General features: G+C 51.5%; 30 protein-coding genes. 7 read left to right on the top strand and 23 right to left on the bottom strand.

All coding sequences use genetic code 11. The features are described from left to right. Positions 1-27: 27 nt before the first annotated feature. Positions 28-1,392 carry a hypothetical protein gene (locus CTH_RS02510; RefSeq protein WP_207656823.1) on the top strand — a complete coding sequence of 455 codons (1,365 nt, stop codon included), beginning with the start codon at positions 28-30 and terminating at the stop codon, positions 1,390-1,392. Between the two features lie 86 nt (positions 1,393-1,478). Here the strand turns inward: CTH_RS02510 and CTH_RS02505 are convergent, their stop codons facing one another. From CTH_RS02505 to CTH_RS02495, 3 genes are all read right to left on the bottom strand, one after another. Then, complete coding sequence (locus tag CTH_RS02505) at positions 1,479-1,943, bottom strand: DUF6385 domain-containing protein (protein ID WP_107752937.1); 465 nt, start codon at positions 1,941-1,943, stop codon at positions 1,479-1,481. A gap of 15 nt (positions 1,944-1,958) precedes the next feature. Then, a complete protein-coding gene (locus CTH_RS02500) occupies positions 1,959-2,258 on the bottom strand; it encodes a DUF6385 domain-containing protein (protein ID WP_107752935.1) in 300 nt (99 codons plus the stop codon). 110 nt (positions 2,259-2,368) lie between these two features. Further along, entirely contained in the window at positions 2,369-3,043 is a 675-nt protein-coding gene (locus CTH_RS02495; protein ID WP_107752934.1) for a DUF6385 domain-containing protein, read from the bottom strand. Between the two features lie 127 nt (positions 3,044-3,170). Here CTH_RS02495 and CTH_RS02490 point away from each other — a divergent pair, with 127 nt between their 5' ends. From CTH_RS02490 to CTH_RS02465, 6 genes are all read left to right on the top strand, one after another. After that, positions 3,171-5,153: a TPR domain-containing glycosyltransferase gene (locus CTH_RS02490; RefSeq protein WP_159073801.1), complete on the top strand. Its 1,983-nt coding sequence runs from the start codon at positions 3,171-3,173 to the stop codon at positions 5,151-5,153. A gap of 3 nt (positions 5,154-5,156) precedes the next feature. Beyond that, positions 5,157-6,917: a tetratricopeptide repeat-containing glycosyltransferase family 2 protein gene (locus CTH_RS02485; protein WP_107752930.1), complete on the top strand. Its 1,761-nt coding sequence runs from the start codon at positions 5,157-5,159 to the stop codon at positions 6,915-6,917. Positions 6,918-6,919: 2 nt separating this feature from the next. Then, positions 6,920-8,248, top strand: coding sequence for a tetratricopeptide repeat-containing glycosyltransferase family 2 protein (locus CTH_RS02480; protein WP_107752928.1), 1,329 nt, complete (start codon positions 6,920-6,922; stop codon positions 8,246-8,248). After that, complete coding sequence (locus tag CTH_RS02475; protein ID WP_200805657.1) at positions 8,239-9,729, top strand: glycosyltransferase family 2 protein; 1,491 nt, start codon at positions 8,239-8,241, stop codon at positions 9,727-9,729. The genes CTH_RS02480 and CTH_RS02475 overlap by 10 nt, the downstream gene beginning before the upstream one ends. Before the next feature lie 197 nt (positions 9,730-9,926). After that, entirely contained in the window at positions 9,927-11,615 is a 1,689-nt protein-coding gene (locus CTH_RS02470) for an IS200/IS605 family accessory protein TnpB-related protein (RefSeq protein ID WP_107752926.1), read from the top strand. Positions 11,616-11,869: 254 nt separating this feature from the next. Then, positions 11,870-12,202: a hypothetical protein gene (locus CTH_RS02465; RefSeq protein ID WP_079933601.1), complete on the top strand. Its 333-nt coding sequence runs from the start codon at positions 11,870-11,872 to the stop codon at positions 12,200-12,202. Positions 12,203-12,247: 45 nt separating this feature from the next. On the opposite strand, the gene CTH_RS02460 is transcribed toward CTH_RS02465, so the two are convergent. From CTH_RS02460 to CTH_RS02375, 20 genes are all read right to left on the bottom strand, one after another. Continuing rightward, complete coding sequence (locus CTH_RS02460; RefSeq protein WP_107752921.1) at positions 12,248-13,279, bottom strand: AI-2E family transporter; 1,032 nt, start codon at positions 13,277-13,279, stop codon at positions 12,248-12,250. A gap of 15 nt (positions 13,280-13,294) precedes the next feature. Further along, positions 13,295-13,492 (bottom strand): hypothetical protein, encoded by a 198-nt coding sequence (locus tag CTH_RS02455; protein WP_079908019.1) that lies wholly within the window; start codon positions 13,490-13,492, stop codon positions 13,295-13,297. Positions 13,493-13,507: 15 nt separating this feature from the next. Continuing rightward, positions 13,508-13,684, bottom strand: coding sequence for a hypothetical protein (locus tag CTH_RS14235; RefSeq protein ID WP_174183020.1), 177 nt, complete (start codon positions 13,682-13,684; stop codon positions 13,508-13,510). 21 nt (positions 13,685-13,705) lie between these two features. Then, positions 13,706-14,170 (bottom strand): PRC-barrel domain-containing protein, encoded by a 465-nt coding sequence (locus tag CTH_RS02450; protein ID WP_107752919.1) that lies wholly within the window; start codon positions 14,168-14,170, stop codon positions 13,706-13,708. A 79-nt stretch (positions 14,171-14,249) separates the two neighbouring features. After that, complete coding sequence (gene mnmA, locus CTH_RS02445) at positions 14,250-15,362, bottom strand: tRNA 2-thiouridine(34) synthase MnmA (protein ID WP_477021182.1); 1,113 nt, start codon at positions 15,360-15,362, stop codon at positions 14,250-14,252. A gap of 32 nt (positions 15,363-15,394) precedes the next feature. After that, entirely contained in the window at positions 15,395-16,060 is a 666-nt protein-coding gene (locus tag CTH_RS02440; protein ID WP_078665444.1) for an amino acid ABC transporter permease, read from the bottom strand. Between the two features lie 14 nt (positions 16,061-16,074). After that, positions 16,075-16,731 (bottom strand): amino acid ABC transporter permease, encoded by a 657-nt coding sequence (locus CTH_RS02435; protein ID WP_078665445.1) that lies wholly within the window; start codon positions 16,729-16,731, stop codon positions 16,075-16,077. Positions 16,732-16,789: 58 nt separating this feature from the next. After that, positions 16,790-17,623, bottom strand: a complete 834-nt coding sequence (locus CTH_RS02430; protein WP_078665446.1) for an ABC transporter substrate-binding protein — start codon at positions 17,621-17,623, stop codon at positions 16,790-16,792. 20 nt (positions 17,624-17,643) lie between these two features. After that, positions 17,644-18,366 (bottom strand): amino acid ABC transporter ATP-binding protein, encoded by a 723-nt coding sequence (locus CTH_RS02425; protein WP_078665479.1) that lies wholly within the window; start codon positions 18,364-18,366, stop codon positions 17,644-17,646. Positions 18,367-18,449: 83 nt separating this feature from the next. Continuing rightward, a complete protein-coding gene (locus tag CTH_RS02420) occupies positions 18,450-19,334 on the bottom strand; it encodes a response regulator (RefSeq protein WP_078665447.1) in 885 nt (294 codons plus the stop codon). Positions 19,335-19,346: 12 nt separating this feature from the next. Further along, positions 19,347-20,573: a sensor histidine kinase gene (locus CTH_RS02415; RefSeq protein ID WP_078665448.1), complete on the bottom strand. Its 1,227-nt coding sequence runs from the start codon at positions 20,571-20,573 to the stop codon at positions 19,347-19,349. A gap of 22 nt (positions 20,574-20,595) precedes the next feature. Continuing rightward, complete coding sequence (locus CTH_RS14510) at positions 20,596-20,742, bottom strand: HepT-like ribonuclease domain-containing protein (protein WP_107752917.1); 147 nt, start codon at positions 20,740-20,742, stop codon at positions 20,596-20,598. Positions 20,743-20,771: 29 nt separating this feature from the next. Next, positions 20,772-21,107 carry a nucleotidyltransferase family protein gene (locus CTH_RS02405; RefSeq protein WP_078665449.1) on the bottom strand — a complete coding sequence of 112 codons (336 nt, stop codon included), beginning with the start codon at positions 21,105-21,107 and terminating at the stop codon, positions 20,772-20,774. Between the two features lie 97 nt (positions 21,108-21,204). Then, positions 21,205-22,032 carry an ammonium transporter gene (locus tag CTH_RS02400; protein WP_318262739.1) on the bottom strand — a complete coding sequence of 276 codons (828 nt, stop codon included), beginning with the start codon at positions 22,030-22,032 and terminating at the stop codon, positions 21,205-21,207. A gap of 90 nt (positions 22,033-22,122) precedes the next feature. Then, the gene (locus CTH_RS14350; RefSeq protein ID WP_318262738.1) at positions 22,123-22,380 is read right to left on the bottom strand and encodes a hypothetical protein; all 258 of its coding nucleotides are present in this window, start codon (positions 22,378-22,380) and stop codon (positions 22,123-22,125) included. Positions 22,381-22,503: 123 nt separating this feature from the next. After that, complete coding sequence (locus CTH_RS02395) at positions 22,504-22,845, bottom strand: P-II family nitrogen regulator (RefSeq protein WP_078665451.1); 342 nt, start codon at positions 22,843-22,845, stop codon at positions 22,504-22,506. A 2-nt stretch (positions 22,846-22,847) separates the two neighbouring features. Continuing rightward, positions 22,848-23,225: a Fe-S cluster assembly scaffold protein NifU gene (gene nifU, locus CTH_RS02390; RefSeq protein WP_078665452.1), complete on the bottom strand. Its 378-nt coding sequence runs from the start codon at positions 23,223-23,225 to the stop codon at positions 22,848-22,850. After that, positions 23,215-24,414 carry a cysteine desulfurase NifS gene (gene nifS, locus CTH_RS02385; protein WP_078665453.1) on the bottom strand — a complete coding sequence of 400 codons (1,200 nt, stop codon included), beginning with the start codon at positions 24,412-24,414 and terminating at the stop codon, positions 23,215-23,217. Before nifS ends, nifU begins: the two co-directional genes overlap by 11 nt. Before the next feature lie 15 nt (positions 24,415-24,429). Then, positions 24,430-24,882 carry an RrF2 family transcriptional regulator gene (locus CTH_RS02380; RefSeq protein ID WP_078665454.1) on the bottom strand — a complete coding sequence of 151 codons (453 nt, stop codon included), beginning with the start codon at positions 24,880-24,882 and terminating at the stop codon, positions 24,430-24,432. A gap of 95 nt (positions 24,883-24,977) precedes the next feature. Beyond that, complete coding sequence (locus CTH_RS02375; protein WP_078665455.1) at positions 24,978-26,258, bottom strand: replication-associated recombination protein A; 1,281 nt, start codon at positions 26,256-26,258, stop codon at positions 24,978-24,980. Position 26,259: the final 1 nt, after the last annotated feature.

Below are 26,259 nucleotides of genomic sequence, written 5' to 3'. Positions count from 1 at the left end.
GGGAAATTGTCCGAAGGGAGGGGTTTTATGTTTCTGGCTTATCGCAGTTTGAAACGATTTTTACTAAAAGTAACTGCCGGCATCCTGGCTATCGGCTTCCTAGCCGCAGCTCTGGCTTTTCTGACCCCGGGCAGCAAAGCCCTGAATGTCTGGTCCTGGAAACGCAGCAATTTCAAGGAGATCATGGAAAAGGAGAAAAAAGAAAAACCGGAGGTGATGGCCAGACAGCGCAAATTGCTGGAAGAACGCTATAACCTGACCGGAAAAACCACCAAGGAAGTTACCATGTCCCGGGGCAAACCCATTCCCGTGGGCCCCACCGCCAGACTGAAAAAGGGCCTGACCTGGCAGGAGCTGGCCCAGATGAGCCCGGAGGAAATCAAGAAAAAAGGACTTTTCCCCTATCTGCCTCTGCCCCATCCCCATCCGGCCAATGGCGGTATGGTCTTTCCCCCGGTGCAGTTAAAACAGTTTCCCGAGCTGACCCGTTTCGATGTGGATTTCGACCTGCCTGATGCTTATCTACCCGAATTTCCGCCTGCCATATTTCTTACCACCAGACCGGAACTGGGAGACGTGTCCAAAGGACATGTCATTACCCTGGACAATTTTTATGAGCTGTTCAAGGACATCCTCACCCCCGTCCAGCTGGAAGGCCTGCGCCTGTTAGTCACCCGCTTTCCCCAGCAACAGTTCAATGCTACCGATGACCGCAAATCGGAAAAACCCAGCCAGGGAGTTTCCTGTTTTGACTGTCACGTCAATGGTCACACCACCGGTCAATTCCATCTTAACCCTGACAACCGGCCCCAGGAAGCCCGTTTCCGCATCGATACTCCCAGCCTGCGCGGCACCTTTATCCAGCAGCTATTCGGTTCCAAGCGTTCCCTGCGTTCCGTCGAGGACTTCACCGAATTTGAACAGCGGTCCGCCTATTTTGATGGCGACCATGTAGCTGCTGCCAAAAAGGGCATCAATCCCCTGTCCCGGGAACAGGTAATGCACATGGCCCAGTTTATTAACATGCTGGATTTCCCACCCGCACCCAAGCTGAATGAATATGGTCGCCTCAATCCAGCCAAAGCCACTGAAGCAGAACTGCGGGGAGAGCAGATCTTCTTCGGCAAAGGCCGCTGCAGCAAGTGCCATCCCGCTCCCTATTATACCGACAATCTGGCCCATGATCTGAAGGTAGAGCGCTTCTATGAAGGCCGTCCGGAAGGGCCTATCAAGACTTTCCCGTTACGGGGATTAAAGGATAGTCCACCTTACCTGCATGATGGGAGATTGTTGACCATCGAGGATACGGTGGAATTCTTCAACCTGGTGCTGGAATTGAAGCTGAGTGATCAGGAGAAAAAGGACCTGGTGGCTTTTTTGAGGCAGTTGTAGTTAAGTTGCAGTTTGCCCGGGTTGAGCCTGGCGAATACAAAGTAATTAAAAATCGCTCCTGTTGCCAGGGGCGATTCTTCTTTTTCTTAACTATGACCTTGAAAATATATATCCACGATTCCATCCGGACCTTGATTATCAATTTTTACCAGCTCCACCGCCAGGTAGCGCAAGAAAAAGTTTGGATTCATCACCTTAGCTTTCTCGGGTTCAAGTACCTGGGCCAACCCATCCGTTACCCACGGACCGGTGCTCTCCGGAGCGATCAGCAAAGTAGCTACCACAGTGACACTGCCTACATTATGCAACAGATAACTATATTCACGCAATGTAGCTACATCCTGCTGCAACCATTTTTGGGGTATGCCCGTTACCTGCACACCCTGTAGTTTTTGTGAAACAAAAACAGGTACCTGAATAACATTCATGGGTTCAATAATTTTTTTTATAATCAACTGCCCCTGGTTATTGGTTTTCAGTGGTTGGGAGGTACTGGTTCCGTAAACCTGGACCCTGAACTCATTGGGACAATAATTGCTCTGCTTGCTCATTTTCTCCCCTCCCAATCAGAAGTAATAAATCCACAAATCAAAACTGGTCTGGCAAAACTCTGTCTTATATTTCACTCTCAGAAAGGGAGCGGGAGTGGATAATATCAGCCTTTGCAAACAACCAGGATTGGTCGAAGTCTGGATATTTTCCCTGAGAAAATCCTCTCCATTCGGACTGATTTCCAGCCACCAGATAACCGGGAATAAGCCCTGGTTTTTGAGAAAAACCGTAACAGTACTTGCGCCACTGATTTCTACCGGGCCGGTGGAATTTTCAGTAGTATTAGCAATTACATTCGGTATATACAATAGCATTGGCTATTCACCACCAGTGGTCATTTTAATAAAAACCTGTATCCTGACCCGGATAAACATGAAAACAGGCACTTGTCTGCTCAGACAAAGTGCCCTATCTAAATTAAGTTCTAAACCTGTGCCTGATAGGTTATATTCAAGGTTACAGCACTGGCTGCATTCACTGCCCGGTAATAAATTCGGGCATATTTGACCTGGTAGGAACCAACCAAAAAAGCCACACTGTTCTGGTTCAGAGTGACCGGACTACCATCATTGACCCAGTCGGACTCATCAGCTCCCACTGCGCTAAGTTGTAGCTGAACAACCGCCTGGGCATTTGCCACCGTAGAGCTGTTTTTGACAGCAAATGTCCAGGTATTGTAACCCAGAATCGGCCTGGCAGTTGCGCCGCTGGCAGTAACAGAAGCATTATTGGCAATTACTTCTGTAACATCTGTAGTTGCCAGATTATTCATTGAGACATTGACCAGACCAGTACCTAGAGAAACGGCCAGTTGTCCTGATCCTGTAGTTACTGTGACTGTCCCTACATTAATATTTCCGGTAACCGCCAGGCCCGTCGAGGTCACAGTTACTGTGCCTACATCTACTGCACCAGTCACTGACAATCCCGTAGAAGTGACTGTGACTGTACCTACATTAATACTTCCGGTAACCGCCAGGCCCGTTGAAGTAATAACTATACTACCAGAGTTATCAGTATTAATAGCCTGATTCTGGCTGCCGAATATCTTGATTTTTAGTGAATCAGGATTATCCTGAAAAACTTTATAGTTCGGCATACCTTTCACTCCCTAATTAATCAGATAGCTGATATACACTATGATAAGCTCAAAAAAATTGTTACCTTTTTCTGCAACTTTCTTTGGTTTAAACAATAATATAGTTTTAGGCAAAGGGGGGATAGAAATGAACAATTCTACCATCACCGCCTGCCTGGTAGTAAAAAATGAAGGTAAATACCTGGAACGCTGTTTGTCCAGCATTAAACCGGCAGTGGAGGAAATTGTTATCGTAGATACCGGTTCCAGCGATAACACATTAGAAATCGCCCGCCGTTTTACGGAAAAAATATATATCCAGCCCTGGCAGGATAATTTCAGTCAGGTGCGCAATTTCGCCCTGCAACAGGCCACAGGGGACTGGATTCTGGTTATTGATGGTGATGAAGAGCTGCATCCTGACAGTATTGCCTGTCTGCGCAACAAAATTTCAGCTACCGAAGTTGAAGGCTATTTGCTGAAAATCATCAATTATTTCAATTCCGGCTCAGAAGTACTAACAGCTGCTGATGTGGTATTCCGGTTCTTCCGCAACCGGCCCCAGTACCGTTTTACCGGGGCAGTACATGAACAAATTTGTGACAACATCCTGGCCGTCAATCCTACCGCTAAAATCGAAATTGCTGAAGATATAGTGCTTTATCACTATGGCTATCTGGATGAAGAGATCGAAAACAAGGACAAACGGCAGCGCAATTTACGCTTACTGTTGAAAGAAGTAGACAGTAACCCTGATCATCTTCTGAACCGTTTCCACCTGGGAGTGGAATATTTCCGCGCCCGGGAATATACTGAAGCGTTATCCCAGTTCCGCCTGGTTCAATCCCGGCTTGCTCCCCAGGCACTTTATGCCCCCAAGCTTTACCGTTACATTGCCTCCTGTCTTTTACATCTAAAAAACTATCAGGAATTACTGGATTTTATTGAGCAAGAATGGCGTCCTCTCTTTCCCCAACAGGGAGATCTTTATTTTATCCACGGACTGGTTTTAAAGGAGCTCAAACAACCGGCCCTGGCTATAACCAGCTTTCGTCAATGTCTGCAACTGCCACCCCAGCCAGCCTTTTATGCCAATGTATACAGCTGCCAGGTGGATAAAGTTAATTACCATCTGGGAGAACTGGCTGAATATTTTCAGGACCGGGAAGGGGCACTCAAGTATTACTTAACTGCCCTTCAACACAATCCCAATCTGGTTCCCGCTTTAGCCCGCATTATTGCCATTCTGGAACCGCGCAAATATCCACAGGAAACTATGACCGATTTGGAAAAGGTTTTTGATTTTTCCGAGCCCTCTGCCCGTTTGTTACTGGGCCGCCTGTTATTCAATGAAAAAGCTTATCAGCTGGCCCTTGCCTGTTTTGAACAAGCTTTAAGCCAGCTGGAGGACGGTCCGGAGAATATCATCTGGTTAGCTGGCCTCTGTCAGCTGAAACTGGGTAATATCCTGGCCGCCCAATCTCTGTTTGGCCGCCTTTCCCCGGCTGGTTCCCTTTTTCTGTCGGCTCAATACCACCTTATCCTCTGGTACTGGGTTTATGGTCACCGGAAACATGCCCTTCAAACTCTCCGCAATTTGCAGCAGTTCCTTTCCCCGACTGCCTGTCTGCTGCACTTGCTGGTTTACGGCTATCTCCCGCCAACCAGCTCTGCTGCTATTGAAGGCGAATGGCAGCAGGCTGCCTGGGAACTGCTGGTCCAAATTGCAGAGTACCAAAAGCTGAAAAAATTCTGGCAAGCCAGGAAACGGCTTAAACCCTGGTTGCCACCGGAGCCCGATCTTGCCTGGGTGGAATTATACCTGCAACAGGGCTGGGGAGCTCAGGCAGAAAAACAGGCCCGGCAGCTGGTCAGTCAGAGTCCGGACCCGTATCTGAAATATTTGCTGGCCAAAAGTTGCTGGTTACAGGGTAAGCTGGCGGAAGCCGAACAGTTTATGGTCAAGGCCTATCAACAGGGCTACAATGAACCTAGAGTGGCCCGGGAACTGGCCCGCCTTTACCAGGAGCTGGCTCTCTCCGTCCTGCGTACTGAACTGGCAATTAGCCCCCAGCACCAGGAATGTGCTCAGCTGCTGGCCAGGATCGAAGCCTGTCTAATTGAGGTGTAAGCTATGGCTGATATCAGTTTGTGCCTAATCGTACGCAATGAGGCTGAATCCCTGGCCACCTGTCTCAGCTCTGCTCAGCCCTGGGTTGCGGAAATAATTGTGGTGGATACCGGTTCCACTGATGACACCAGGGCCATAGCCGCCCGCTTTACCGATAAAATCTATACTTTTCCCTGGCAGGATGATTTTGCCGCTGCCCGTAATTTTGCCCTGGATCAAGCCCGTGGTGAGTGGATTCTGGTTTTGGATGCCGATGAATACCTGGAGCCTGAATCCGCCGCCTTTCTACCTCAACTGGTAACTAATGCCAGTGGTGTAGACGCCTATCTATTACCTGTAAAAAATCTCCTGGTTCCTGATGGCTCAGACTGGCATCTCTCCTGGGTATTGCGTCTTTTTCGCCAGGACCCCTGGATGCGCTTTCAGGGTCAGATCCACGAGCAGATCATGGTTCCGTCCGGTTATCGAACGGAAATCGCCAGCAAGGGACCACTGATTATTCATAGCGGCTATCTCCCGGAACGCCGCCAGAACAAGCACCAGCGCAATCTTGACCTCCTCCAGCGGGCCCTGGCTGCTCAGCCTGACAATCCCTATTATCACTATTATCTAGGAGTTGAGTATCTCTATATCAGAAACTATCAAGCAGCCTGGGAAGAATTCAGTCTGGCCCTGGCTCAAATACCCCCGGCTGTCATCCTGTTCCGTACGGCTACAGTTATGAACGCTTTCCAGTGTTTAAGCGCCCTGGAACGCTGGCAGGAGGCCCTTAATATGCTGGAAGCTGAAATCAAGGTCTACCCCGATTTTCCCGACTATCATTATGCCCTTGGTCTCTGCTACCGGGCTCTGGACGACCACCGCCAGGCCGCCAGCGCTTTTCAGACAGCTCTTGCCCGGACCGGGCCAGCTTTCGGGGGCACAAGCAGAGCGGGAGTAACCGGTTTTCGCAGTCTCTACTATCTTGGTCTTTCCTACCGGGCTTTACGACAGCACTGGCAGGCCGTAATCGCCTGGACTAAAGCTCTGCTGGATAACCCTACCTTCGCTCCAGCATTGAAGGAACTGGTAACCTGCTGGCTGGAATTGGCTGATGGTTTGACCGTCCTGCGCTGGTTATACTACCATTTTAACCTCAATAACCCGGCAGCCACCTTGCTGGTTTGCCGGATTTTCCTGGAACATTTTCAGACTGCTGCTCTCAATTTACTGCTTGAGAATACTTCCTGTGTGGCACTGGCTGATAAATTCCTGTTAATGGGAGAAGCGGCCATGTTGGAAGGGGAGTTTAGCAAGGCCCTGGCTTATTTCCAGCAGATACCTGCAAAGAATCACCGGCGTCCTGCTGCTCTCATCTGGTCCTGTCTGGCAGCATATCTCTCCCGGCAAGAACTGACTCCCATTCTGACCGAACTCAATTCCATTCCCGATGGCCAGGCTAACGCTTCCCTCCTGAACTGGCTACTGGAGCAACAATCCGTTTCTCCTTCAGGGGAAGGAATTGCCAGGGACTTAGCGGTCCAGGTTTATCAAACCCTATGTCGGCTCGGCTGTTCGGAACCGGCTCTACGACTGGCTAACTGGCTCAATGAACAACAAAATTTCCCCGTACGTGAGCTGGCCTGGCAGGCAGCTCTGACAAGGATGATTGAAATCAGCAACAGGCTGCTGGCTGCCAGTCCTCCCCTGGAAGTAGCCAGGTTTTATCAGGAACTCAGCCAGTACTGGCTGAATCGCCTCCCATTAATTGCCGGAGGTGATTGATTATGTTGCTCTCCCTTTGCATGATTGTTAAAAACGAGGAAAACTGTCTGGCCCGCTGCCTGACCTCAATCCAGGAACTGGTGGATGAAATCATCATCGTTGATACAGGCTCTACGGACAGGACCCTGGAGATTGCGGCCAGTTTCTCTGCCCGCCTATTTTCCTGTCCCTGGACCCATGATTTCAGCCAGGCCCGTAACTTTGCCCTGGAGCAGGCCCGGGGTGACTGGATTCTGGTGCTGGATGCCGACGAGGTTTTAATCCATCAGGGGAGAGAACAGCTGCAGCGGTTTTTGACTGCGCCTGGCAGTCTGTATGAAGGCTTCTACCTGCCGGTTATTAACTTGCATGAGCCAGACAACTGGCTGTATCGCAGCCAGGACCTGGTTGTCCGCCTTTTTCGTAACCGGCCTCACTATCGTTTCAGCGGGGTAATCCACGAACAAGTACTGCCCAGTATAGCCGCTCATGCCGGCAAGGAGGCCATTGGTCAGGCTCCCCTCACCATCTACCATTACGGTTATCTCCCGGCAGTAATCCAGCAAAAACAAAAGTGTCAGCGTAACCAGCAGGTAATCCAGCTGGCCCTGACCCAGAACAAGCAGGACCCTTTTTTGCTTTACAGTCTGGGATGTGAGTATTTGACCGCCGCTAATCCCCGTACCGCCCTGCATTATTTTGAACAGGCCCTGGCAGTCATCCCTACCGGTGCCGGTTACTTACCTGACCTGGCCCTGCGGGCAGGTTACTGCCATTTTCTGCTGGGCAATTGGGCTGATGCTGAAAAATACGCCCCCCTGGCTCCTCAGCTTTATTTGCTCCTGGCTTTGCAGGAACTGGAACAAAATAATTATGCTGCTGCGGAAACCCTGCTGACCCTGGCAGCCAGGGGCTGTCCGGAGGCCCGGGCCCAAATCCAGCAGGCCCGGGGGGATATGGCGCTGGCCCGTCAGCAACCTGCCATGGCTGCTCGCTATTATCTGGCGGCCCTCCAGAGCCAGCCGACTTATCTCTATCCCCTGACAAGATTGCTAGAGCTGGCTCAGACTCATCCCCGGCTCTGGCAGGATGAGTGGTTCTGTCTTTATACTCCTGACTCCTGTTTGCGCCTGTTGCAATTCCTGAACTGGCAGCACGATACCCGGCTGGTACTTTACTATATTATGTCTCTGGCTTACCAGAAAGCCTTCTTGCCATTAAAGCAACTGGAGCAGCAAGCCTTGCCCTGCTACCAGGCAGTTATCTATTTGGCCCTGGGAGCTGTCTTCAGTCCCGACCCCTGCTGGTCTTTGCTCTCTGATTTATTCTGGAAGGAAGAAGGATGGCTATGATTCTGATTGCCAGTCCCATTCGGCAAAAACCTGCTATTTTACGAGAGTTTCTGCGCTCCCTGCAGGAGCTGGATCTGACCGGTTTAACCGCCGATTTCCTCCTCATTGATAACAATGATGATCCTCTCTCCAGCCAGTTACTGCAGGGTTTTCGCCGGGAAGGTTCTACCTACTTCTACGCTCAGGTCCCGCCCAACTCCACCCCTTATCTTTGTAATACTACCACTCACCACTGGAATGATGAGCTGATTAAATTTGTAGCCAGTTTAAAAAACTTTATTCTCAATTTTGCACTGGAAAAAGAATACACCCATGTCTTTCTGGTGGATAGCGACCTAATCCTCCATCCCTTAACCCTCCGGCATCTCTATCTCTGTGAAAAAGACATCGTCTCGGAGATTTTCTGGACCTGCTGGCAACCGGAGACACCTCGCCTTCCCCAGGTCTGGGAAAGGGGACAGTATCAGTTAAGTCCTGAATTTCTCCGACGACTGCAAGTTCCCGGCCTTTACCAGGTGGGCGGGCTGGGGGCCTGTACCCTCATCTCCCACCGGGCTCTAACAGCCGGTGTTAATTTTAATTTTATTCCCAATCTGGATTACTGGGGCGAAGATCGTCATTTCTGCATCCGGGCTGCTGTTCTCGGTTTCCCTCTCTATGTAGATACCCAGTTTCCCGCCCTGCACCTTTACCGGGAAGCAGACATGGCCCGAATTGAGGAATATAAAAAAAGCTACCAGCCCCTCTGGAATTTCCCCCGCCCCGGCTGGCAAAGAAAAAACAGCAACAACCGCGTTACCCTTTCCATGGTGGTACGTAACGAAGCCAATCGCTATCTGGCCCGGGTTTTAGAACAGGCCCGCCCGCTGGTTGATACTGCCGTAATCATTGATGACGGTTCCGAAGATGAAACCCCGGAGCTCTGTGAAAAAATCTTGCAGGGTATCCCTTTAAAACTGATTCGCCGATCCCAATCTTCCTTTCACAATGAAATCGTATTACGCCAGCAACAGTGGCTGGAAACCATCAAGACTGAGCCTGACTGGATCCTGGCTTTAGATGCCGATGAAGTTTTCGAAGACCGTATATATAGCGAGTTTTCCAGCTTAATAAATCAGACTGAATATGACTGGATTGCCTTCCGCCTCTATGATATGTGGGATGAAGACCATTACCGGGAAGATGAATACTGGCAGGCCCACCTGACCTATCGTCCCTTTCTGGTTAGATATATTCCCTCTTTCCCCTATGTCTGGCAGGAAACTGCCTTGCACTGCGGGCGTTTTCCCAGAAATATCACGGAGTTACCAGGCCTGGCCTCAGCTATCAGAATCAAGCACTATGGCTGGGCCCGCCCGGTGGATCGCATAGCTAAGTACCACCGCTATCTGACTCTGGATCCGGAAGGAAAATTCGGCAATATTAAGCAGTATCAATCTATCCTTGACCCAAATCCCCGTCTGCTGAAATGGCTGGATTAAACAGGCATATTCCTGCTTCCCCAGCCATATTTTTTACGAGAATATACTCGCAATTCCCACGAAGGAGGTAAGCAGCAGCTTCAGAAAACTAGACTATAATTGATTGTATTTAACTGTTTTGCTACAATAAAAAAATGGAACTATTATCCATTGGAGAAGCAGCAAAGTCCGGCAGGGTTTCGGGGAGCTGATCAGGAATGCCAAAGAAACACGAGAAGAACAAATTTAGCATGACTGTGTGCGGGGAGTTTTTTCCGGAGATTTACCCGACTTACCGGTCTTCGAAGTGGAGCAGGGGCGAAGAAGACCCGCTGACTACGGAGATGCGTCTCTTCTGTGCCTGTATGCGGTGGGCCTTTAACCGGCTCCTGGAAGGTGCTTCCCGCCGTGAAATCAAGAAGTCAGGACAAGAACTTTTCGGGCTGAACTCCCGCTATACGGATGATGCCAGACTTAAAGCACAGGCCCTGCTGGACTCCCAAACAGAACTGCTGAAGTTAGAAAATGAAGAAACAGAAAAGAAACTGGGCCGGGCCAGGAAGAAACTCAGCCTGGCTATGAGGAAACTGGCGAAGGCAGAGGAAAAGGGGGCTGCTTCAGAAGTTATTGAAAAGCTCCGCCTGGCAGTCAAGGGGCGGAACAAGCGGGTGGTTTCACTGGCAAAAAGGCTGGCTGAACTGAAGGATTACCAGGAGAAGGGTACAATACCAGAGGTAGTCTTTGGGGGCAGAAGGCTATGGGAAAAGGTCTGCCAGGGCCGGGCCGCCCGTGAAAAATGGCGGCACGCCCGCAGGAACCGCCTCTACTCCCGGGGAGACGAGAGCAAGGGAGGCAACCCCAACATTAAGATATTTTATGGCGGACAGGACTTCCGCCTGGCGGTTTCCCTCTCCCACCTTTCTGAACAGACAGGCATAGATAAACTTGGTCGCCCCAGGATGAGCCAGGCCCCCAGGGTTGAGGGTAAGTTGTGGCTGCCGGAAAAACACCGGGAACTGGTGCAGATATGGCTGGCCATGAAGTTACCCTATGCGGTAGAACTGATCCGCACCCTGGAAGGACGCTATTTGGTACATTTGACATTTGAACTGGTCAGGGTGCAGGAACCGGACTTTGCTAAAGGTTGTCTGGCTATAGACACAAACCCTGATGGGGTAGCCCTGTGTAACGTTAGCGCTTCCGGCCAACCGGAGCCGTGGCCGGAGGGCTTCAGTGTTCCTTATCCCGGCAACCTGGGCAAGTATGAAGGAGAGTTTCAGGTTATCCCTTACCCGAACGGCTTTCTTTATATCAGAATACCAGACTTAACCCATGCTTCCAGCTTCCGGCGTAGCTACCTGATAGGCGTTTTAGCCAGAGTAGTGGTAGATATAGCTTTCTTTTCAGGCAAACCCATTGTTTTAGAAAACCTGAACTTTGGCAAAGACAGACTGGACACTAATAAAAAGTTTAACCGCATGGCTTCTAACTTTCCATTTGCAAAAATGGTAGGAGCAATGTATCGGAGAGCGACAAAAGAAGGGGTGCCTTTCAAGTTAGTATCACCCCGGCATACTTCAACCATAGGTTACTGGAAGTATATGAAACGTTACGCCGTTCCGGTGCATTGCGCGGCGGCACTGGTTATAGGTCGTCGGGCAATGGGGTTCAGGGAACGGGTGACTGAAGAACTCAGGCAACTGGTATCGCAAATCAAGCAAAACCTGACCCGGAAGGTTAATCCTGATAGACCTGGGGAAGGAAAAGGGATGACCCGTGGGGTCAGGGCCTGCTTGAGGCGGCTGGGGGAGAGGCTTTCTGTGCATAACGGGCTTGCTCCGTGTCAGCAGGAGGCGTATAACTCCGTCTGGCCTGACCTGAAGTTATTGGCCCTGTCCGTACGGTGACCCCGTTTAGCCGGTGTCGGAGAAACCGGTAGGCGTCCTAACAGGACGCGGGAGGCGGAGTTATACTCCCACCGGGAGGTCAGCATAAACCGGTGCAGTACTCCCGTCCGGGTGGAACTCCCGGGCCGAGGTCCCCTGTCGCTCTGCCCCGCGGGGGCAAATCAAGTATTCGGAAAGGAGGCGAAATCCTGGTCTGGGGGCCAACTTGGCTGGAGATAAAAACAGTCAAGTTTTTTGAACCAGGTTCCAGAAAAATGAACAAAGAACGTGATGACAATCCCCATTATAAGTGTCCCGATTGCAATCAGGCCATCTATACCCGTCATTGCCTGCCCTGCATTCTCGGCACCCAGGGTCCCGTTACCCGCTGTGAAGCCCAGCTTTTCTGCGAAATCGCTCACCGTTTGCGTAAGGAGGTGGTGAAAGCCTGTGACTTCGAGCAACTGGCTCAGGTAGTGCGGCTGGCCAACAGCTTCCTCCTGGCCAGTGCAGCCAAAGAAAAAGCCATCGCCACTTTGATTGCAGCTACCAGAGAACCCGAAGAACACGAACATGAGTGTTTTCCTTGTTCTTTTCCCAAATGCTAAGCGATAAAGAGGTAGTGGAATGAGCTATCCAACTGCCCCTGCTGATTATTCCTCCACCAGTAAAAGAAAAACATAACGTAAAATGGCCTTGCCCATAGCTGTCAGCGGCACCGCCAGCAACAGCCCCCATAACCCGGCCAGTTCACCACCGGCCAGCAAGGCAAAAATAACGGTGAGGGGATGCAAGTTCAAAGCATCCCCTAAAATTTTGGGGGAAAGCAGATGGGCTTCGATTTGCTGGATTACCAGAATCGCCAGAGTAGCTGCCACTGCCTTGGACCAGCTTATCTGCAAGGCCAGTACTACTGCCGGTATCCCGCCCAGAATGGGACCAAAAAAAGGAATCAGGTCCAGAATCCCAGCCACTACCCCCAGGAAAAGTGCATAAGGAACCCCTAATAGCAGCATGGCCAAACCCGTTAACAGACCTACCAGCAAGCAAATCAACAAATGTCCCCTGATAAATTTTTTCATAATCTGGTCCAATTCGGCCAGCAGAGCTGCTACATGGAATTGGGCGATCCGCGGTAGCAATCGCTCCCAGCCCTGAAGCAACTGGTTCCAATCCAGTAAAAAGTAAAAAGCCAGGATAGGCAAAATCAAAAATGTGCCAACTTCCCCGGCCAGAGCCAGAATTCCGGCTGCCCCCTGGGCCAGCCAGCCTTCCACCTCTTTCTGCGCCAGGGCCAGACGGCTACTTAGAACCTTCTGCACTTCTGCCGGCAAGCCCGCTCCATCCAGGCGCTGTAACCAGGTTTGCCAGAAACCTTCCCATCTGGTCCAGATCCGAGGCAATACTTCCCCTACCTGACTGAGTTCCCGCAGAAAAGCAGGCAGGAGAAAAAATGCGCCTGCCAGCACCAGGGTCGCCATGGCAAGATAGAGGACAATCAGAGCCTGCAAACGGCTCAAGCCCTTCTCTTCCAGCTTGTCTACCAGCGGTCCCAGCAAATAGGCCAGCAGCCAGCCACCAGTAAACAGCAGCAAAACTTTTCTGATGGTCCAGAAAAAAAAGAGCGCCGCCAACAGCATTCCAATCAGGAAACTGCGGCGGGCGATTATTTTAACTCTGTTCATTTGCCATCACCGGTTTTAGTCCAGAATGTTTTTGATATCCCTGACACCGTCCCGCACATCATTGACCATTTTGGCTGCCCGGGCTGTAACCCGCCGGGTTTTTCCCAGCAAAGTCCGTTTGGGAGTGGGTTTCAGCTGTGGTCCGGCTACCAAACCGATGATTGCTCCCAGCACGCTTCCAGCAACCAGCCCATTCCAGAAACTTCTGGCCATAGAAAACACCTCCTCTTAGAGATAGGGCTCGGCCAATTCTTCCTCCCAGGCCATGAGACTACCATCTTCCGCAACATCGTAAACCTGGATTTCATTACCCTGGCGGCGAAACTCCACAAAACAATCCCAGCAATAATACTGGTCCACTCCCACTTTCCCGGTGCTTTTTCCACCACAAACGGGACAAATCATAAGAATGACTCCTTTCTCTCTTCAGGTTTCATTCATAGTTTGACCCGCTTTTTCACTTTCTAACCATACCAGATAGCCATTTTCCCAGGTCAATTGCTGCCATGGAATCTCCCGCCGTCCCTGCCACAAATCATCAAAAATAGTCTGGGCCAGTTCAATCCCCTGCACAGTTCCGGTAGTTTTATCCAGAATCAGATCCCCTACCTGTCCGATTTCCTGTTTTTGTTGATCGAGCAGAGTTTGTTCCAGCCAGGCCGGGCAGGGTACTGGACAGGACGCCAGGGCTTCCCCTGCGATTTTAATGCCCTCATCCGTACAAGCAAGAATTTGTTCCCAGGTAAACCATTTATCATCAGAAATAGCCAGCGCCCGCAGTTTTCCCTCTTCATCCACAGCCAGTTCCCGTACTCGCCCCAGCATTTCTCCCGCTTGATTGTACAGGGGTAAGCCCGTCAGATGGCGGCCCCGGCAAAGATTTTTTGCCATCCTTTATCCCTCCGGTTTCTGTTAGTATGTGCAGAAAGCAAGGGTTTTAAAAAGAAAAACTGCCGGTACTGCGGCAGTTTTATGGGTTGCATATTTGCAGAGGAAGTTTTCTAATTACTCCACCGCCTAACACATACTCCCCTTGATAGAACACCACTGCCTGTCCAGGGGTAATTGCCCGCTGCGGCTCCTTAAATTCCACCAGTACCTGCTCCCCATTACCAGCCTTCTCTCCCAGAGGACGTACCAATGCAGGTGTCGGTCGGGCAGCATAGCGGATTTTGGCCTCCACTTCCACAGGTTGGTTCAGGACGGGCAGGGAAATCAGGTTCAGCTCATCGGCAACCAGCCGGTCCGAATACACTTCCTCCGCTTCCCCCAGAATCACTGCATTCCGTTCCGGATCGATATCCACCACAAACATGGGCTTACCCAGGGCAATGCCCAGCCCTTTCCGCTGTCCAATGGTATAATGGACAATTCCTTTGTGTTGTCCCAGCACCCGGCCCTGGCGGTCCAGGAAAGGTCCAGGCTTGATTTGCTCACCCAGCTTTTCCTCAAGAAAAGCGCCATAATCATCATCTGGCACAAAACAGATTTCCTGGCTTTCCGGCTTGTTGGCCACCGGCAATTCCAGCTTTCTGGCCAGTTCCCGGGTTTGTTCCTTCACCATTTCCCCCAGGGGAAAGAGGGTATGGGCCAGCTGCTCCTGGGTAAAGGTGTACAGCACATAGGACTGGTCCTTGCGCTGATCCACCCCTTTGCGCAACAGCCAGCGCCCCCTCTGTTCATCATATTCCCGGCGGGCATAATGGCCGGTCGCGATATAGTCAGCTCCCAGAGCCCGGGCCTTGCGCAGGAAGGCTTCGAATTTGATTTCCTTGTTACAGGCAATACAGGGATTGGGGGTTTCCCCCCGCAAATAGGACTGACAGAAATAATCGATTACCTTTTCAGCAAACAATTCCCGAAAGTTGAGGACATAAAAGGGTATCCCCAGTTTGTCACAAACCCGGCGGGCATCATTGATGGAGGAAAGAGAGCAACAGCCCCCGTAATCCTCATCTTCAATTTCCCGCGGGGAGATTTGCAGGGTTATGCCGATAACATTATATCCTTGCTCTTTTAAAAGAGCGGCCGCTACCGAACTGTCCACGCCTCCGCTCATGCCAACCGCCACTGTGGGTTTCACTACAAATCACCTCAGGATATACTATACCACAATCAGTGGCCATAGGCCAACTTGCGTTCCAGGCGGCGGCTGTAGGAAGTCAGGGCATAGCAGATGACAAAATAGATCACTGCCTCCACCAGCAAAGTCTGCATCGGGTTATTGTAACGGCTGAAGAAAACCTGGCCCTGGCTGAACAGCTCCGGTACCGAAATGATGAAACAATAGGAAGTATCCTTGATCAGGGAAGTAAACTGGCTGACCAGGGGCGGTATAATTTTCTTGAAAGCCTGGGGCAAAATAATATAAGCCATAGTCTGGGCCCAGGTGAAACCCTGGGAGCGAGCCGCTTCCCATTGCCCTTTAGGCACCGCCTGAATTCCACCCCGGAAAATCTCCGCTACCAGAGCAGAAGTAAAGATGGTCAAAGCCACCACCCCGGCCCAGAAGGGCGAAAGGCTGATCCCCATCCGGGGCAAGGCGAAATAGGTAAAAAAGATGATCAGCAACAAGGGGCTATTGCGCAAGGCATGGATATAGAGATAGGCCGGCCCGCTCAGGAACTTCCAGCCCGAAATGCGCATCAGAGCCAGCAGCACACCGAAAAACAGACTGAAGGCTATGCTCAGGGCGGCTAACCCCAGGGTCCAGCGCAAACCAGCCGCCAGAAAGGTCAGGTTATTTAAATCCAGAAAGGGAGCCCAGCCACTTGTAGTCATCCTTCAGCCCTCCTTTAATGATAACCTTGAGCTACCCGGCGTTCCAGGTATTCCACCAGGGCACTCAGGGGAATTGTCAAAGTCAGATAGAGTAAGGCAGCAAAAATATAGACTTCAAAAACGATAAAAGTTTCGGCAGAAACCAGGTTGGCATTATACATCAGGTCAGCAACGGCAATGGTGCTGAGAATGGCCGAGTTTTTCACCAGGTTTACCACCTGGTTGCCCAGCGGGGGCAAAGCTACCCGCAAGGCCTGGGGCAGAATGATATAACCCATGGTTTGCAGATAAGTGAAGCCCTGGGAGCGGGCCGCTTCCCACTGTCCTCTGGGAATGGACTGGATGCCAGCCCGAAACACTTCGGCAATATAGGCACCGGTATAAATGCCCAGCCCCAGGGTGCCACAGGTAAATTCCGACAGGCTTACCCCCAAAGAGGGCAGTCCTTGATAAAAGAAAAAGACCTGAATTACCAGGGGTGTATTTTGAAAAAACTCCACATACCATTTGCCGATAAACTGGGTTACCGGGTTTTCGATAACCCGCAAAACCGCCACAATTACGCCAATCGCCAGGGCCAGAACCAGGGCCAGCAAGGATACCTGCAGGGTAATGGCCAGCCCGGAGAAGAATTGATCCGAGCGTTGCCAGACATCTGCCCAGTTGGTCATACAAACTACCTCCTCCGGTGCAATTTAAAGGGGTCCCCGGGCAGGGGACCCCGGCCGCTTACTTGGGGGGTTCTTCTTTAAACCACTTTTTATACAGTTCAGCGTACTTGCCGCTGTCCTTCATTTCCTTCAGCCAGTCATTGACAAACTTGACAAAGTCATCATTGCCTTTCTTGAAGCCCATACCGTAGGGTTCGGAAGTAAAGAGCCCGCCTACCAGTTCTACATTAGGATCCTGCTGGGCAAAACCAAGCAAGATGGAGTTATCGGTGGTCATAGCATCAGCCCGGCCATTTTGCAGAGCCAGGAAGGCTTCGGGATAGGTGGGGAATTCCAGCACCTGGGCTTCCGGAGCCTTGGCCCGAATGTTCTTGGCACTGGTGGAACCCTGGACAGTCGCTACTTTCTTGCCTTTCAAATCATCCACTGATTTAATGGAGCTGCCTTTCTTGACCAGCAGGGACTGACCGGCTTCAAAATAGACATCGGAAAAGTCAATTTGCTTTTTCCGCTCTTCAGTAATGGTCATGGTACCGGCCACAATATCCACCTGGTCGTTTTGCAGCATAGGAATCCGGGTTTTGGATTCAACCTTGACGAATTCCACTTTGCTCTCATCACCAAAAATCTTTTTGGCCAGTTCCTTCATCAGGTCGATTTCAAAGCCTTCTACCTGGTTGGTCTGGGTATTGAGCATGCCAAACAGGGGGACATCATACTTGACACCGGCAATCAATTTGCCCCGCTGTTTGATTTGCTCCAGTTTGCCAGCCTTTCCGGCTGCCGGCTGGTTTTCCGCCTGTTTCTGCTCTCCGCCGCCTCCGCAGCCGGCCAGCAGTCCAAGAGACAGGATCCCGGCGAAAGCCAATGCTATCAGTTTTTTCAGTTTCATCGGTTCAACCTCCCTTGTTTTTAGAGAATTTTGCTTAAGAAGAGCCTGGTTCGCTCCTCTTTGGGCTCTTTGAAGAAATGTTCCGGGGTGCCTTCCTCGATAATGCGCCCCTCATCCATGAAAATCACCCGGTCGGCCACTTCCCGGGCAAAGCCCATCTCATGGGTAACCACCACCATGGTCATTCCCTCCCGGGCCAGGGACTTCATTACATCCAGTACCTCATTGACCATTTCCGGGTCCAGGGCTGAGGTGGGCTCATCGAAGAGCATGATTTTCGGCTTCATGGCCAGACCCCGGGCAATGGCCACCCTTTGCTGCTGGCCACCGGAAAGCTGGCTGGGATAGGCGTCAGCCTTTTCAGCAATGCCTACCTTTTGCAGATAGTAACGGGCGATTTTTTCCGCTTCCCGGGGGTCCATTTTTTTGACCTTGATGGGAGCCAAAGTGATATTTTCCAGCACCGTCTTGTGAGGATAGAGATTGAAATGCTGGAAAACCATGCCGATTTCCTGCCGTAAGAGATTTATATTCACCTTTGGGTCATCCAGCCGGAAACCGTCCACTATCAATTCACCGGAAGAAATCTTCTCCAGCTGGTTGATACAGCGCAACATGGTGCTCTTCCCTGAGCCGGAGGGGCCGATGACCACCACCACTTCCCCTTCCCGGATTTCCAGATTGATATCCTTGAGGACATGATGGTTGCCGAAATATTTATTGACATTCTTGAACTTGATCACTGCTCTCACCTCTGGCTCCATTTTGGTGACCAGCCCACAAAAAACTACAAAAAAATAACTGGAGCCTACATTGTATACTCCAGTTATTGATGCGTAACCTCATCATAAAGGGCCATGATGAATTTTTTCAGGTTGATCTTGCCCTTTTCTCCTCGCAATTTGGCCCGTACTTCGTTAAAATCAAAAAAGCGGGGAGCATAGTATTCAAAAAGAGGATCATGGTAATCTTCCGCCCCTAAAGCGGCCAGATGTTCCATAGCTTCGTGTACTGCCCGGCGAATGCGCTGCTCCAGGGTACCCAGATCCACCTCTTCTCCAGTTTCCTGGCGGTAGCGTTCCTGCAATTCCTGATATAGCTCTTTGAGCTGCAGGTTGGCCGGAGTGCGCCCTTCTTCTTCCTTCTCCCGCAAAATCTCCACCAGCCAGTTCAGTTCCCGGCTGCCCATTTCCCCCGCCAGTCCCAGGTCCCGCAAAACCCGGCGCATTTTCTTGCTGCCGCTCTCCCTGTCACTGCTCCGTTCCGGTTGCTGGTTGCCCACCATCCAATCCAATGCTGCCAGGGAATTGCGCACCTGGGCCAGGGATTGGGTCAGGCGCAAATTGGCCAGCACTTTTTGCAAAACCGACACCACTTCCACCCGGTTGATGGGTTTGTGGATATAAAAATCCACGCCCGCCTGATAGGCACCGGCCACCATTTCCTTGTTTTCCACCTGAGAAATCATGACAATGGCCCCCGTAAAACCTCTTTCTTTCAGGGCAGCTACTACCTCAACCCCATCCTGACCGGGTAGCAACAAGTCCACCAGCACTACATCGGGCCGGACCTGCATCACCACCATATCGGCCATTTCCCCGGTCTCCAGTTCCCCGACTACTTCCCCTAAACCTTCCTGTTCGATGATCATACTCAACATGCGCCTGCAGATACGGTCGTCATCGATAATCATGAATTTGAATTCGCCCATATGTCGCCTCCCCTACAAGGGTACTTTTATAGTAAAAACGGTTCCGGTTCCCGGCTGGGAAGACAAACTGATCTCCCCGCCCAGATGCTCTACCATATCCCGGACCTGGGTCAGCCCTATCCCGGTGGAAGGCCGCCCTTCCGGGGTAAATTTGGTGGTAAAACCGGGTTCAAACACCAGCTCCTGGTCCCGGGGGGCAATCCCCGGGCCATTATCGGCTACCAGCAGCTCCAGTTTACCCGCTACCAGCCCGGCCCGCAGGATGATCTGTCCTTCCTCCATGGCCTCCACTGCATTTTGCACCAGGTTGTTCAAGATGGAAACCAGCGGATAAATACGGTCAGTGACATACTGTCCTTCCGCCTCAGTCTGTATTTCGATCTTCCTGCCCAGAGTTTGGGCGTAGGCCCGGTTGGTGGCTGCCACCAGCTCCAGAATTTCCTCTACCGTCAGCACCTCAGTTACCGGCTCTTCGGCCAGCAGCTGATTTAAGCCTTCTTCCAGCCGTTTCAGATCTTTTTTGATTTCATGGACCTCTTTGGCCACATCCAGGGCCATTTTGGCCAGGGGATCAGGAACCGGTTGACGATTTTTCAATTTCTGATAGAGTTCATGGCTGCGCGCCATTACCGTTTCCACCTGGGCCATGGATTTGCGCAGAAAAAAAGCCTCCATGTGCAGGTTAGACCCCACCAGTAACCGCCTGAGCAGGTGTTCCTCTTCCACTTCCCTGGTGGTCCGATGCCGTTCCTGCAGCAGGACATCGGCCAGCAAAACCACGGCTAACCCCCGCAGCACGGCTACGACCAGCAAGGCCCACAGTTTTCCGGGGGTGAGCAGCTCCAGATTGAAACCGGTGCGTACCAGCATCTCCACCAGGTTGGCCCCGCCATCAGCCAGAGCCACCAGTCCCCCCAGTTGCAGGGGCTGTTCCCGCTTGCTCTCCCAGCCCGCATTATGCAAGAAGAAAACCAGGGTCAGGTAGTAGGCCAGGGCCGGCAAATGCAGCCACAAAGCCTCGCTCCAGCTTAGCCCGTGATAGCTGGCCAGCCCTATCCGCCAGGCAACAGTGGTCAGGCCCACCACCAGGCCGGTCAGGCGCAATGGCAGCTGGCGCCAGAATATCAGGGCCAGCAGAAAGAACACACTGCCCAGGCCAAAGCGAAAAGCCGTCCCGAAAGGCTGAATTTTCACTTCCCCCAGCAGGGCCGTACCGATAGCTACCAGTAAAACTAGCATTGTAGTCCTCCAACTAAAGTTTTTATTGCTGTATCTCAGTTTCTTTTAAAATGTTAATTATACTTTTTTTGAAAATAGGGATATTTTTGTTGATAATATTCCATACTACAACAAAATTAATAGCTCCATACTTATGTGCGGCAATATTACGTAACACAACTAAATTCATCTAGTGCCTTATAAATGTCTTCTATATCCTCAAGAATTACCAGGAGTATTTTCCTGTCTCTTGTTTCCATAAATTTCTATAGCCTCCTTTAAAATATCATCTCTCATAACAGGGTTAATACATCTGTATTCTAGAATATCTACATTCTTCTTTAGTGCCCTTTTAACAGCTGCCTCGAATTTTAAGTATTTTTCCAGTTCAAAAGTGTCATCCAATAAAACAAGCAGATCCACATCGCTACTCATGCTGGCTTCCTTTCTGGCATAAGAGCCAAAAACAGCAGCTCTTTTTAACCCAAACTTCCTGAATATCGGTTCAAGTTTATTTTTTATGTCCTCTAAAGAATAAATAGACTCTTTTGACATACTCCCAGTCCTTTCGATTTTGTATTACTATCCTCATTTTATCATAAATTTTCTTTACCTTGCCAGCAAAAAACCGGCCCGAAGGCCGGCACATACTCTAATTGGTTTCTACCTTTTCCACCCAGCTTTCCGCCAGAACTGATGGCAATGCTGCTGTACTGAAGCTACCGTTGACCAGTTCATTATAGGCCTGGAAGCCGTGCTCGGCTATATCCAGTCCCTCCAGTTCCTCTTCGGCACTTACCCTGATGCCGATTGTCGCAGCCAGCAGCCGGAACAACAGGTAAGTTGCAGCAAAAGCAAAGACTGAAACGGCCAGTAACCCAATCAACTGCACCTGGAACAAATGCCAGCCACCGCCATAGAAGAGGCCACCGTCTTTGGCCAGCAAGCCCACCGCCAGGGTGCCAAAACTGCCGCCAACCCCATGGACGGCAATAGCCCCCACTGGATCATCAATGCGCAGGCGGTCAAAGAGACCAATAGCTTCCACCACCAGCAAGCCGGCAATCAGGCCCACCGCTACCGCAGCCGCCGGTTCCAGATAGGCGCAACCAGCGGTTATAGCCACCAGCCCGGCCAGGGCCCCGTTAATAGCCATACTGACATCGGCCTTGCCAAAACGGAACATTGTGTAGAGACAACCCATCGTACCCCCGGCTGCTGCCGCCAGGTTGGTATTGAGAGCAATCAGGCCGATGTCTTTGTGCAAAGCGGAAAGAGTGCTGCCCGCATTGAAGCCAAACCAGCCAAACCAGAGGATAAAGCCCCCCAGTGCTGCCAGCGGGATATTATGTCCAGGAATGGCATTGATAGTGCCATCCTTACCATACTTGCCCAGCCGCGGCCCCAGCACCATCGCCGCCGCCAGGGACGCCCAGCCGCCAACGGCATGCACCGCAGCGGAACCGGCAAAATCCAGCATGCCCAGGTTATGCCGTATCAGGTGCAGTGGCAGAACGGATGAAATTCAGTGCTTATTTGATCTCTTCAGTGCGGTTGCGACCGGCTTGATTTACCCGCTGGCTGCCGGCTGGGTCTGGAATAGCAATGGCTGGTTGCCGATAGTGGCCACTGCCACGGCAAAGGCAGCCTGAAAGAGCCAGAAAACAGAGACTGGTATATTAAGGCCCAGAAAGCTGAAATCCCCCTGCAGGAAAAAGCCGCTCCTACCAAACCAGCCGTTGCTTTGGCCGTAGAAAACCAGAGCTGCTGCCAGCAAAACCCAGATAGTATCCAGACCCACAGACAGATTTTGCAAATTCAACTCCATTGTCCTTTCTCCTCCTCCTCGTGGAATAAAAAAACAAACGCCGACAAGACAGTCTACCTTGACTGTCCTATCGGCGTCATCGCCTTTTTCAACCGGTACCCCATCGCACCGGGTTAAAACTTATTAAGTAAGAGCTGCCTCTCCTTCTTCTCCAGTTCGAATCCGGATGGCATTTTCCACTGCTGTCACAAATATTTTACCATCACCTACGGCGCCTGTGCAAGCAGAATTTAGTATAACATTCATAATTTCTTCGACACAGGCATTGGGTACCACCAGTTCCAGTTTCACTTTGGGTAAAAGGTTGAGGTTGATTTCCGTACCCCGATAAAGCTGAGTCCGCCCTTTTTGCAGTCCACAGCCTACTACCTGGGAGACAGTCATACCCTTGATCCCGTAGGCTTCTAATGCCTGTTTAACCTCATTCAGTTTCTCCGGCCGAATTACGGCTTCGATTTTTTTCATCCTTACTCACTGCGTCCCTGCTTTTGCAGATAATCCTTGATCGCTGCGTGCAGAGCATCAGCAGCCAGGTTGGAACAGTGCATTTTCTGGGGTGGTAGACCTTCCAGAGCTTCAGCCACATCTTTGTTAGTGACCTGCAGGGCTTCCTGAATGGTCTTGCCCTTGACAATCTCAGTGACCATGGAACTGGTAGCTACTGCTGCCCCGCAGCCGAAGGTCTTGAATTTAATATCTGTAATCACATCATTGTCCACTTTAATGAAAATTTTCATGATATCCCCACAGGAAGGATTGCCGACCTGCCCTACCCCATCGGCATCGGGAATTTCCCCCACATTGCGGGGATTGGTGAAATGGTCCATTACTTTCTCAGTGTACATGATGATAACACTCCTTTGCTTCAATAGTCACTCCCGGCCCCAGGGGAGACATTTCCCGCAGCCGCTGTACAATTTTCGGCAACTCCTCCAGGACATAATCCACATCCTCTTCTGTATTGACCTTGCCCAGGGTCAGGCGGAGGGAACCGTGAGCTACTTCATGGCTCAGCCCCATGGCCAGCAAGACATGGGAAGGATCCAGGGAACCGGAAGTACAGGCTGAACCACTGGAAGCGGCGATACCCTTCATATCCAGCATTAAAAGCAGCGATTCGCCCTCAATGAAGTGGAAACTGAAATTGACATTATGGGGCAGCCGTTCAGTCGGATGGCCATTGAGCTTGACATAATCCATTTTTTCCATAATGCCTTTGATCAGCTTGTCCCGCAAAGCCTGCAGGCGCGGGCTTTCTTCTGCCATTTCCGCTACAATTTTTTCCGCTGCCAGGCCAAAGCCGACAATCCCCGGCACATTTTCCGTACCGGCCCGGCGCTTGCGCTCCTGGGCCCCACCGTGGGTGATAGGAGTGATGCGGGTACCGCGGCGGATGTAGAGAGCTCCTACTCCTTTCGGCCCATAGATTTTATGGGAGGAAAGGGAGAGCAAATCCACCTGCAGCTCATCCACATTCACCGGAATCTTGCCAAAAGACTGCACGGCATCGACATGGAAGAGCACTCCATGCTTTTTGGCCAGCTGGCCAATTTCAGCAATGGGCTGGATGGTACCCACCTCATTGTTGGCATGCATGATGGTAATGAGGATGGTGTTTTTGGTTATAGCCTTTTCCACATCCTCCACCCGTACCCGGCCATATTCATCCACAGGCAGGTAAGTGACAGAATAGCCATTTTTCTCCAAATGTTTGCAGGTATCCAGTACAGCGTGGTGTTCCACCGAGGAAGTGATGATATGATTGCCCTTCTTGCAGTTAGCCTGGGCTACCCCCAGTATGGCCATATTATCCGCCTCTGTACCGCCACTGGTGAAAATGATTTCCTGGGGATTGGCACCGATAGCTTTTGCCACCCGCTCCCGGGCCTCTTCCACCGCCTTGCGGGCTTCCCGGCCAAAGGCATGAATGCTGGAGGGGTTACCGAAATCCTCAGTCATGTACTTGACCATAGCCTGGGCAATCTCCGGATCCACCGGAGTGGTAGCACTGTGGTCCATGTATATGCGCCGCATTTGCTTTCATCTCCTTTAAATATAGTACATATAAAAATCACCTTGCTGTTTCAACTTCTCTGCTTCTTCCAGCATATCGGCCAGAGTGATGGAATCCAGCACCTGGTCGATGGTTTCCTTCACCCGCTGCCAGACCAGCCGGGTAATACAGACATCCAGGCGATTGCAGCTTTCCTGCATCTCCTCACCGACACACTCTACCGGAGCCACCGGACCTTCCAGCACCCGGATAATGTCCCCGACGGTGATCTCCTTCGGGTCCCGGGCCAGGATATAACCTCCCTGGGCTCCGCGAATGCTTTTGACCAGGCCAGCCTTGCGCAGGCTGCCCACCAGCTGTTCCAGATAGTGTTCGGAGAGGTTCTGGCGTTCTGCCACGCTTTTTAAAGGAATCGGTCCTTCCCCGTAGTGCTGGGCCAGATCGAACATAGCCTGCACCCCATAGTGACCGCGCGTGGACAGCTTCATGCCCCTCACCTCAATTCCTAGCAAATTCGTCGGTTTTCTTTCTGGTCATATAATAGCATACAGGGGTATATTTGTCAATTTGAAATCCAACTATTTTACTCGTCTTTTTTCTCCTGTCGGGGCCAGTACTGCCGACCCCGCAGATCATCGGGCAGATATTGCTGTTCCACCCTGGCCCCCGGATAATTATGGGGGTACTTGTATCCCTGTCCGTGGCCCAGATCCCGGGCTCCCGCGTAATGGGTATCCCGCAAATGGAGGGGAACCGGCCCCCCTTTGCCAGCCCGCACATCAGCCAGGGCCGCATCAATAGCCTTGATAATCCGGTTTTCCTTGGGTGCCAGTGCCACATAGAGAGCAGCCTGAGCCAGCGGTAGCCTGCCTTCCGGCATACCAATCCGTTCCACCGCCTGGGCAGCAGCTACCGCCACCACCAGGGCCTGGGGATCAGCCAGTCCCACATCTTCGGCGGCATGGACAATAATCCGGCGGGCTATATACTCCGGCTCTTCCCCCGCCTCCAGCATGCGGGCCAGATAGTGCAGTGTGGCATCAGGATCGGAACCGCGCATGCTCTTGATAAAAGCCGAAATCACATCATAATGCTGGTCCCCGCTTTTATCATAAAGCAAGGCCGGGCGCTGGATGGATTCCTCCGCCACCGCCAGGTCTACCAACCGCCTGCCGTCTTCCTGCGGCGGAGTTGTCAGCACCGCCAGCTCCAGGGCATTCAAAGCCGTGCGAGCATCACCGTTGGCCATCCGGGCTAAATGCCGCAGGGCCTCCTCGGTCACCTCCGGCCGGTAACCGGCCAGGCCCCGCTCCTCATCGTCGAGAGCGCGACGCAGCAGTTCCAGGATGTGCTGTTCAGTCAAGGGGCGGAATTGAAAAACCCGGGAGCGGGAAAGCAAAGCCTTATTCACTTCAAAGTAGGGATTTTCCGTGGTCGCCCCAATCAAAATGATGGTCCCATCCTCTACAAAAGGTAACAGGGCATCTTGCTGGCTTTTATTAAAACGGTGAATCTCATCAATAAACAAAAGAGTCCGCTTTTGCTCGTACAGCAGGCGTTCTTTTGCCGCTGTTGTGACCTGGCGCAGCTCACTGACACCAGAAGTCACGGCATTGAGCTGAGTGAACACAGCCCGGGTCTGGTTGGCGATTACTTTGGCCAGGGCCGTTTTTCCCGTGCCCGGCGGACCGTAAAATATCATGGAACTGAGCTGGTCAGCCTCAATGGCCCGGCGTAAAAGCCGCCCCGGCCCCACAATTTCCTCCTGCCCCACAAACTCCTCCAGGGTACGAGGGCGCATGCGGTCCGCCAGGGGAGCCATTTTCCCCCGTCCCGTCAGATTAGCCTGTTCAAACAGATTCATA

The sequence above is a fragment of the Carboxydocella thermautotrophica genome (assembly GCA_003054495.1).
GTDB lineage: Bacteria > Bacillota.
Note: the sequence above shows the minus strand (reverse complement) of the source record. Positions and strands in the feature narration are given on the sequence as shown.

What these genes read in the sequence shown, in the direction of transcription:
- CTH_RS02395 (WP_078665451.1), bottom strand. Translation starts at nt 22,845, where the DNA reads ATGAAAAAAATCGAAGCCGTAATTCGGCCGGAGAAACTGAATGAGGTT.
- CTH_RS02460 (WP_107752921.1), bottom strand. Translation starts at nt 13,279, where the DNA reads ATGAACAGAGTTAAAATAATCGCCCGCCGCAGTTTCCTGATTGGAATG.
- CTH_RS02470 (WP_107752926.1), top strand. Translation starts at nt 9,927, where the DNA reads ATGCCAAAGAAACACGAGAAGAACAAATTTAGCATGACTGTGTGCGGG.
- CTH_RS02495 (WP_107752934.1), bottom strand. Translation starts at nt 3,043, where the DNA reads ATGCCGAACTATAAAGTTTTTCAGGATAATCCTGATTCACTAAAAATC.
- CTH_RS02500 (WP_107752935.1), bottom strand. Translation starts at nt 2,258, where the DNA reads ATGCTATTGTATATACCGAATGTAATTGCTAATACTACTGAAAATTCC.
- CTH_RS02375 (WP_078665455.1), bottom strand. Translation starts at nt 26,258, where the DNA reads ATGAATCTGTTTGAACAGGCTAATCTGACGGGACGGGGGAAAATGGCT.
- CTH_RS02415 (WP_078665448.1), bottom strand. Translation starts at nt 20,573, where the DNA reads ATGCTAGTTTTACTGGTAGCTATCGGTACGGCCCTGCTGGGGGAAGTG.
- CTH_RS02480 (WP_107752928.1), top strand. Translation starts at nt 6,920, where the DNA reads ATGTTGCTCTCCCTTTGCATGATTGTTAAAAACGAGGAAAACTGTCTG.
- CTH_RS02465 (WP_079933601.1), top strand. Translation starts at nt 11,870, where the DNA reads ATGAACAAAGAACGTGATGACAATCCCCATTATAAGTGTCCCGATTGC.
- CTH_RS02450 (WP_107752919.1), bottom strand. Translation starts at nt 14,170, where the DNA reads ATGGCAAAAAATCTTTGCCGGGGCCGCCATCTGACGGGCTTACCCCTG.
- nifU (WP_078665452.1), bottom strand. Translation starts at nt 23,225, where the DNA reads ATGTACACTGAGAAAGTAATGGACCATTTCACCAATCCCCGCAATGTG.
- CTH_RS02455 (WP_079908019.1), bottom strand. Translation starts at nt 13,492, where the DNA reads ATGGCCAGAAGTTTCTGGAATGGGCTGGTTGCTGGAAGCGTGCTGGGA.
- CTH_RS14350 (WP_318262738.1), bottom strand. Translation starts at nt 22,380, where the DNA reads ATGGAGTTGAATTTGCAAAATCTGTCTGTGGGTCTGGATACTATCTGG.
- CTH_RS02420 (WP_078665447.1), bottom strand. Translation starts at nt 19,334, where the DNA reads ATGGGCGAATTCAAATTCATGATTATCGATGACGACCGTATCTGCAGG.
- CTH_RS02380 (WP_078665454.1), bottom strand. Translation starts at nt 24,882, where the DNA reads ATGAAGCTGTCCACGCGCGGTCACTATGGGGTGCAGGCTATGTTCGAT.
- CTH_RS02510 (WP_207656823.1), top strand. Translation starts at nt 28, where the DNA reads ATGTTTCTGGCTTATCGCAGTTTGAAACGATTTTTACTAAAAGTAACT.
- CTH_RS02435 (WP_078665445.1), bottom strand. Translation starts at nt 16,731, where the DNA reads ATGACCAACTGGGCAGATGTCTGGCAACGCTCGGATCAATTCTTCTCC.
- CTH_RS02485 (WP_107752930.1), top strand. Translation starts at nt 5,157, where the DNA reads ATGGCTGATATCAGTTTGTGCCTAATCGTACGCAATGAGGCTGAATCC.
- CTH_RS02475 (WP_200805657.1), top strand. Translation starts at nt 8,239, where the DNA reads ATGGCTATGATTCTGATTGCCAGTCCCATTCGGCAAAAACCTGCTATT.
- CTH_RS14510 (WP_107752917.1), bottom strand. Translation starts at nt 20,742, where the DNA reads ATGAATTTAGTTGTGTTACGTAATATTGCCGCACATAAGTATGGAGCT.
- CTH_RS02430 (WP_078665446.1), bottom strand. Translation starts at nt 17,623, where the DNA reads ATGAAACTGAAAAAACTGATAGCATTGGCTTTCGCCGGGATCCTGTCT.
- CTH_RS14235 (WP_174183020.1), bottom strand. Translation starts at nt 13,684, where the DNA reads ATGATTTGTCCCGTTTGTGGTGGAAAAAGCACCGGGAAAGTGGGAGTG.
- CTH_RS02505 (WP_107752937.1), bottom strand. Translation starts at nt 1,943, where the DNA reads ATGAGCAAGCAGAGCAATTATTGTCCCAATGAGTTCAGGGTCCAGGTT.
- CTH_RS02405 (WP_078665449.1), bottom strand. Translation starts at nt 21,107, where the DNA reads ATGTCAAAAGAGTCTATTTATTCTTTAGAGGACATAAAAAATAAACTT.
- CTH_RS02490 (WP_159073801.1), top strand. Translation starts at nt 3,171, where the DNA reads ATGAACAATTCTACCATCACCGCCTGCCTGGTAGTAAAAAATGAAGGT.
- CTH_RS02440 (WP_078665444.1), bottom strand. Translation starts at nt 16,060, where the DNA reads ATGACTACAAGTGGCTGGGCTCCCTTTCTGGATTTAAATAACCTGACC.
- CTH_RS02400 (WP_318262739.1), bottom strand. Translation starts at nt 22,032, where the DNA reads ATGCTGGATTTTGCCGGTTCCGCTGCGGTGCATGCCGTTGGCGGCTGG.
- nifS (WP_078665453.1), bottom strand. Translation starts at nt 24,414, where the DNA reads ATGCGGCGCATATACATGGACCACAGTGCTACCACTCCGGTGGATCCG.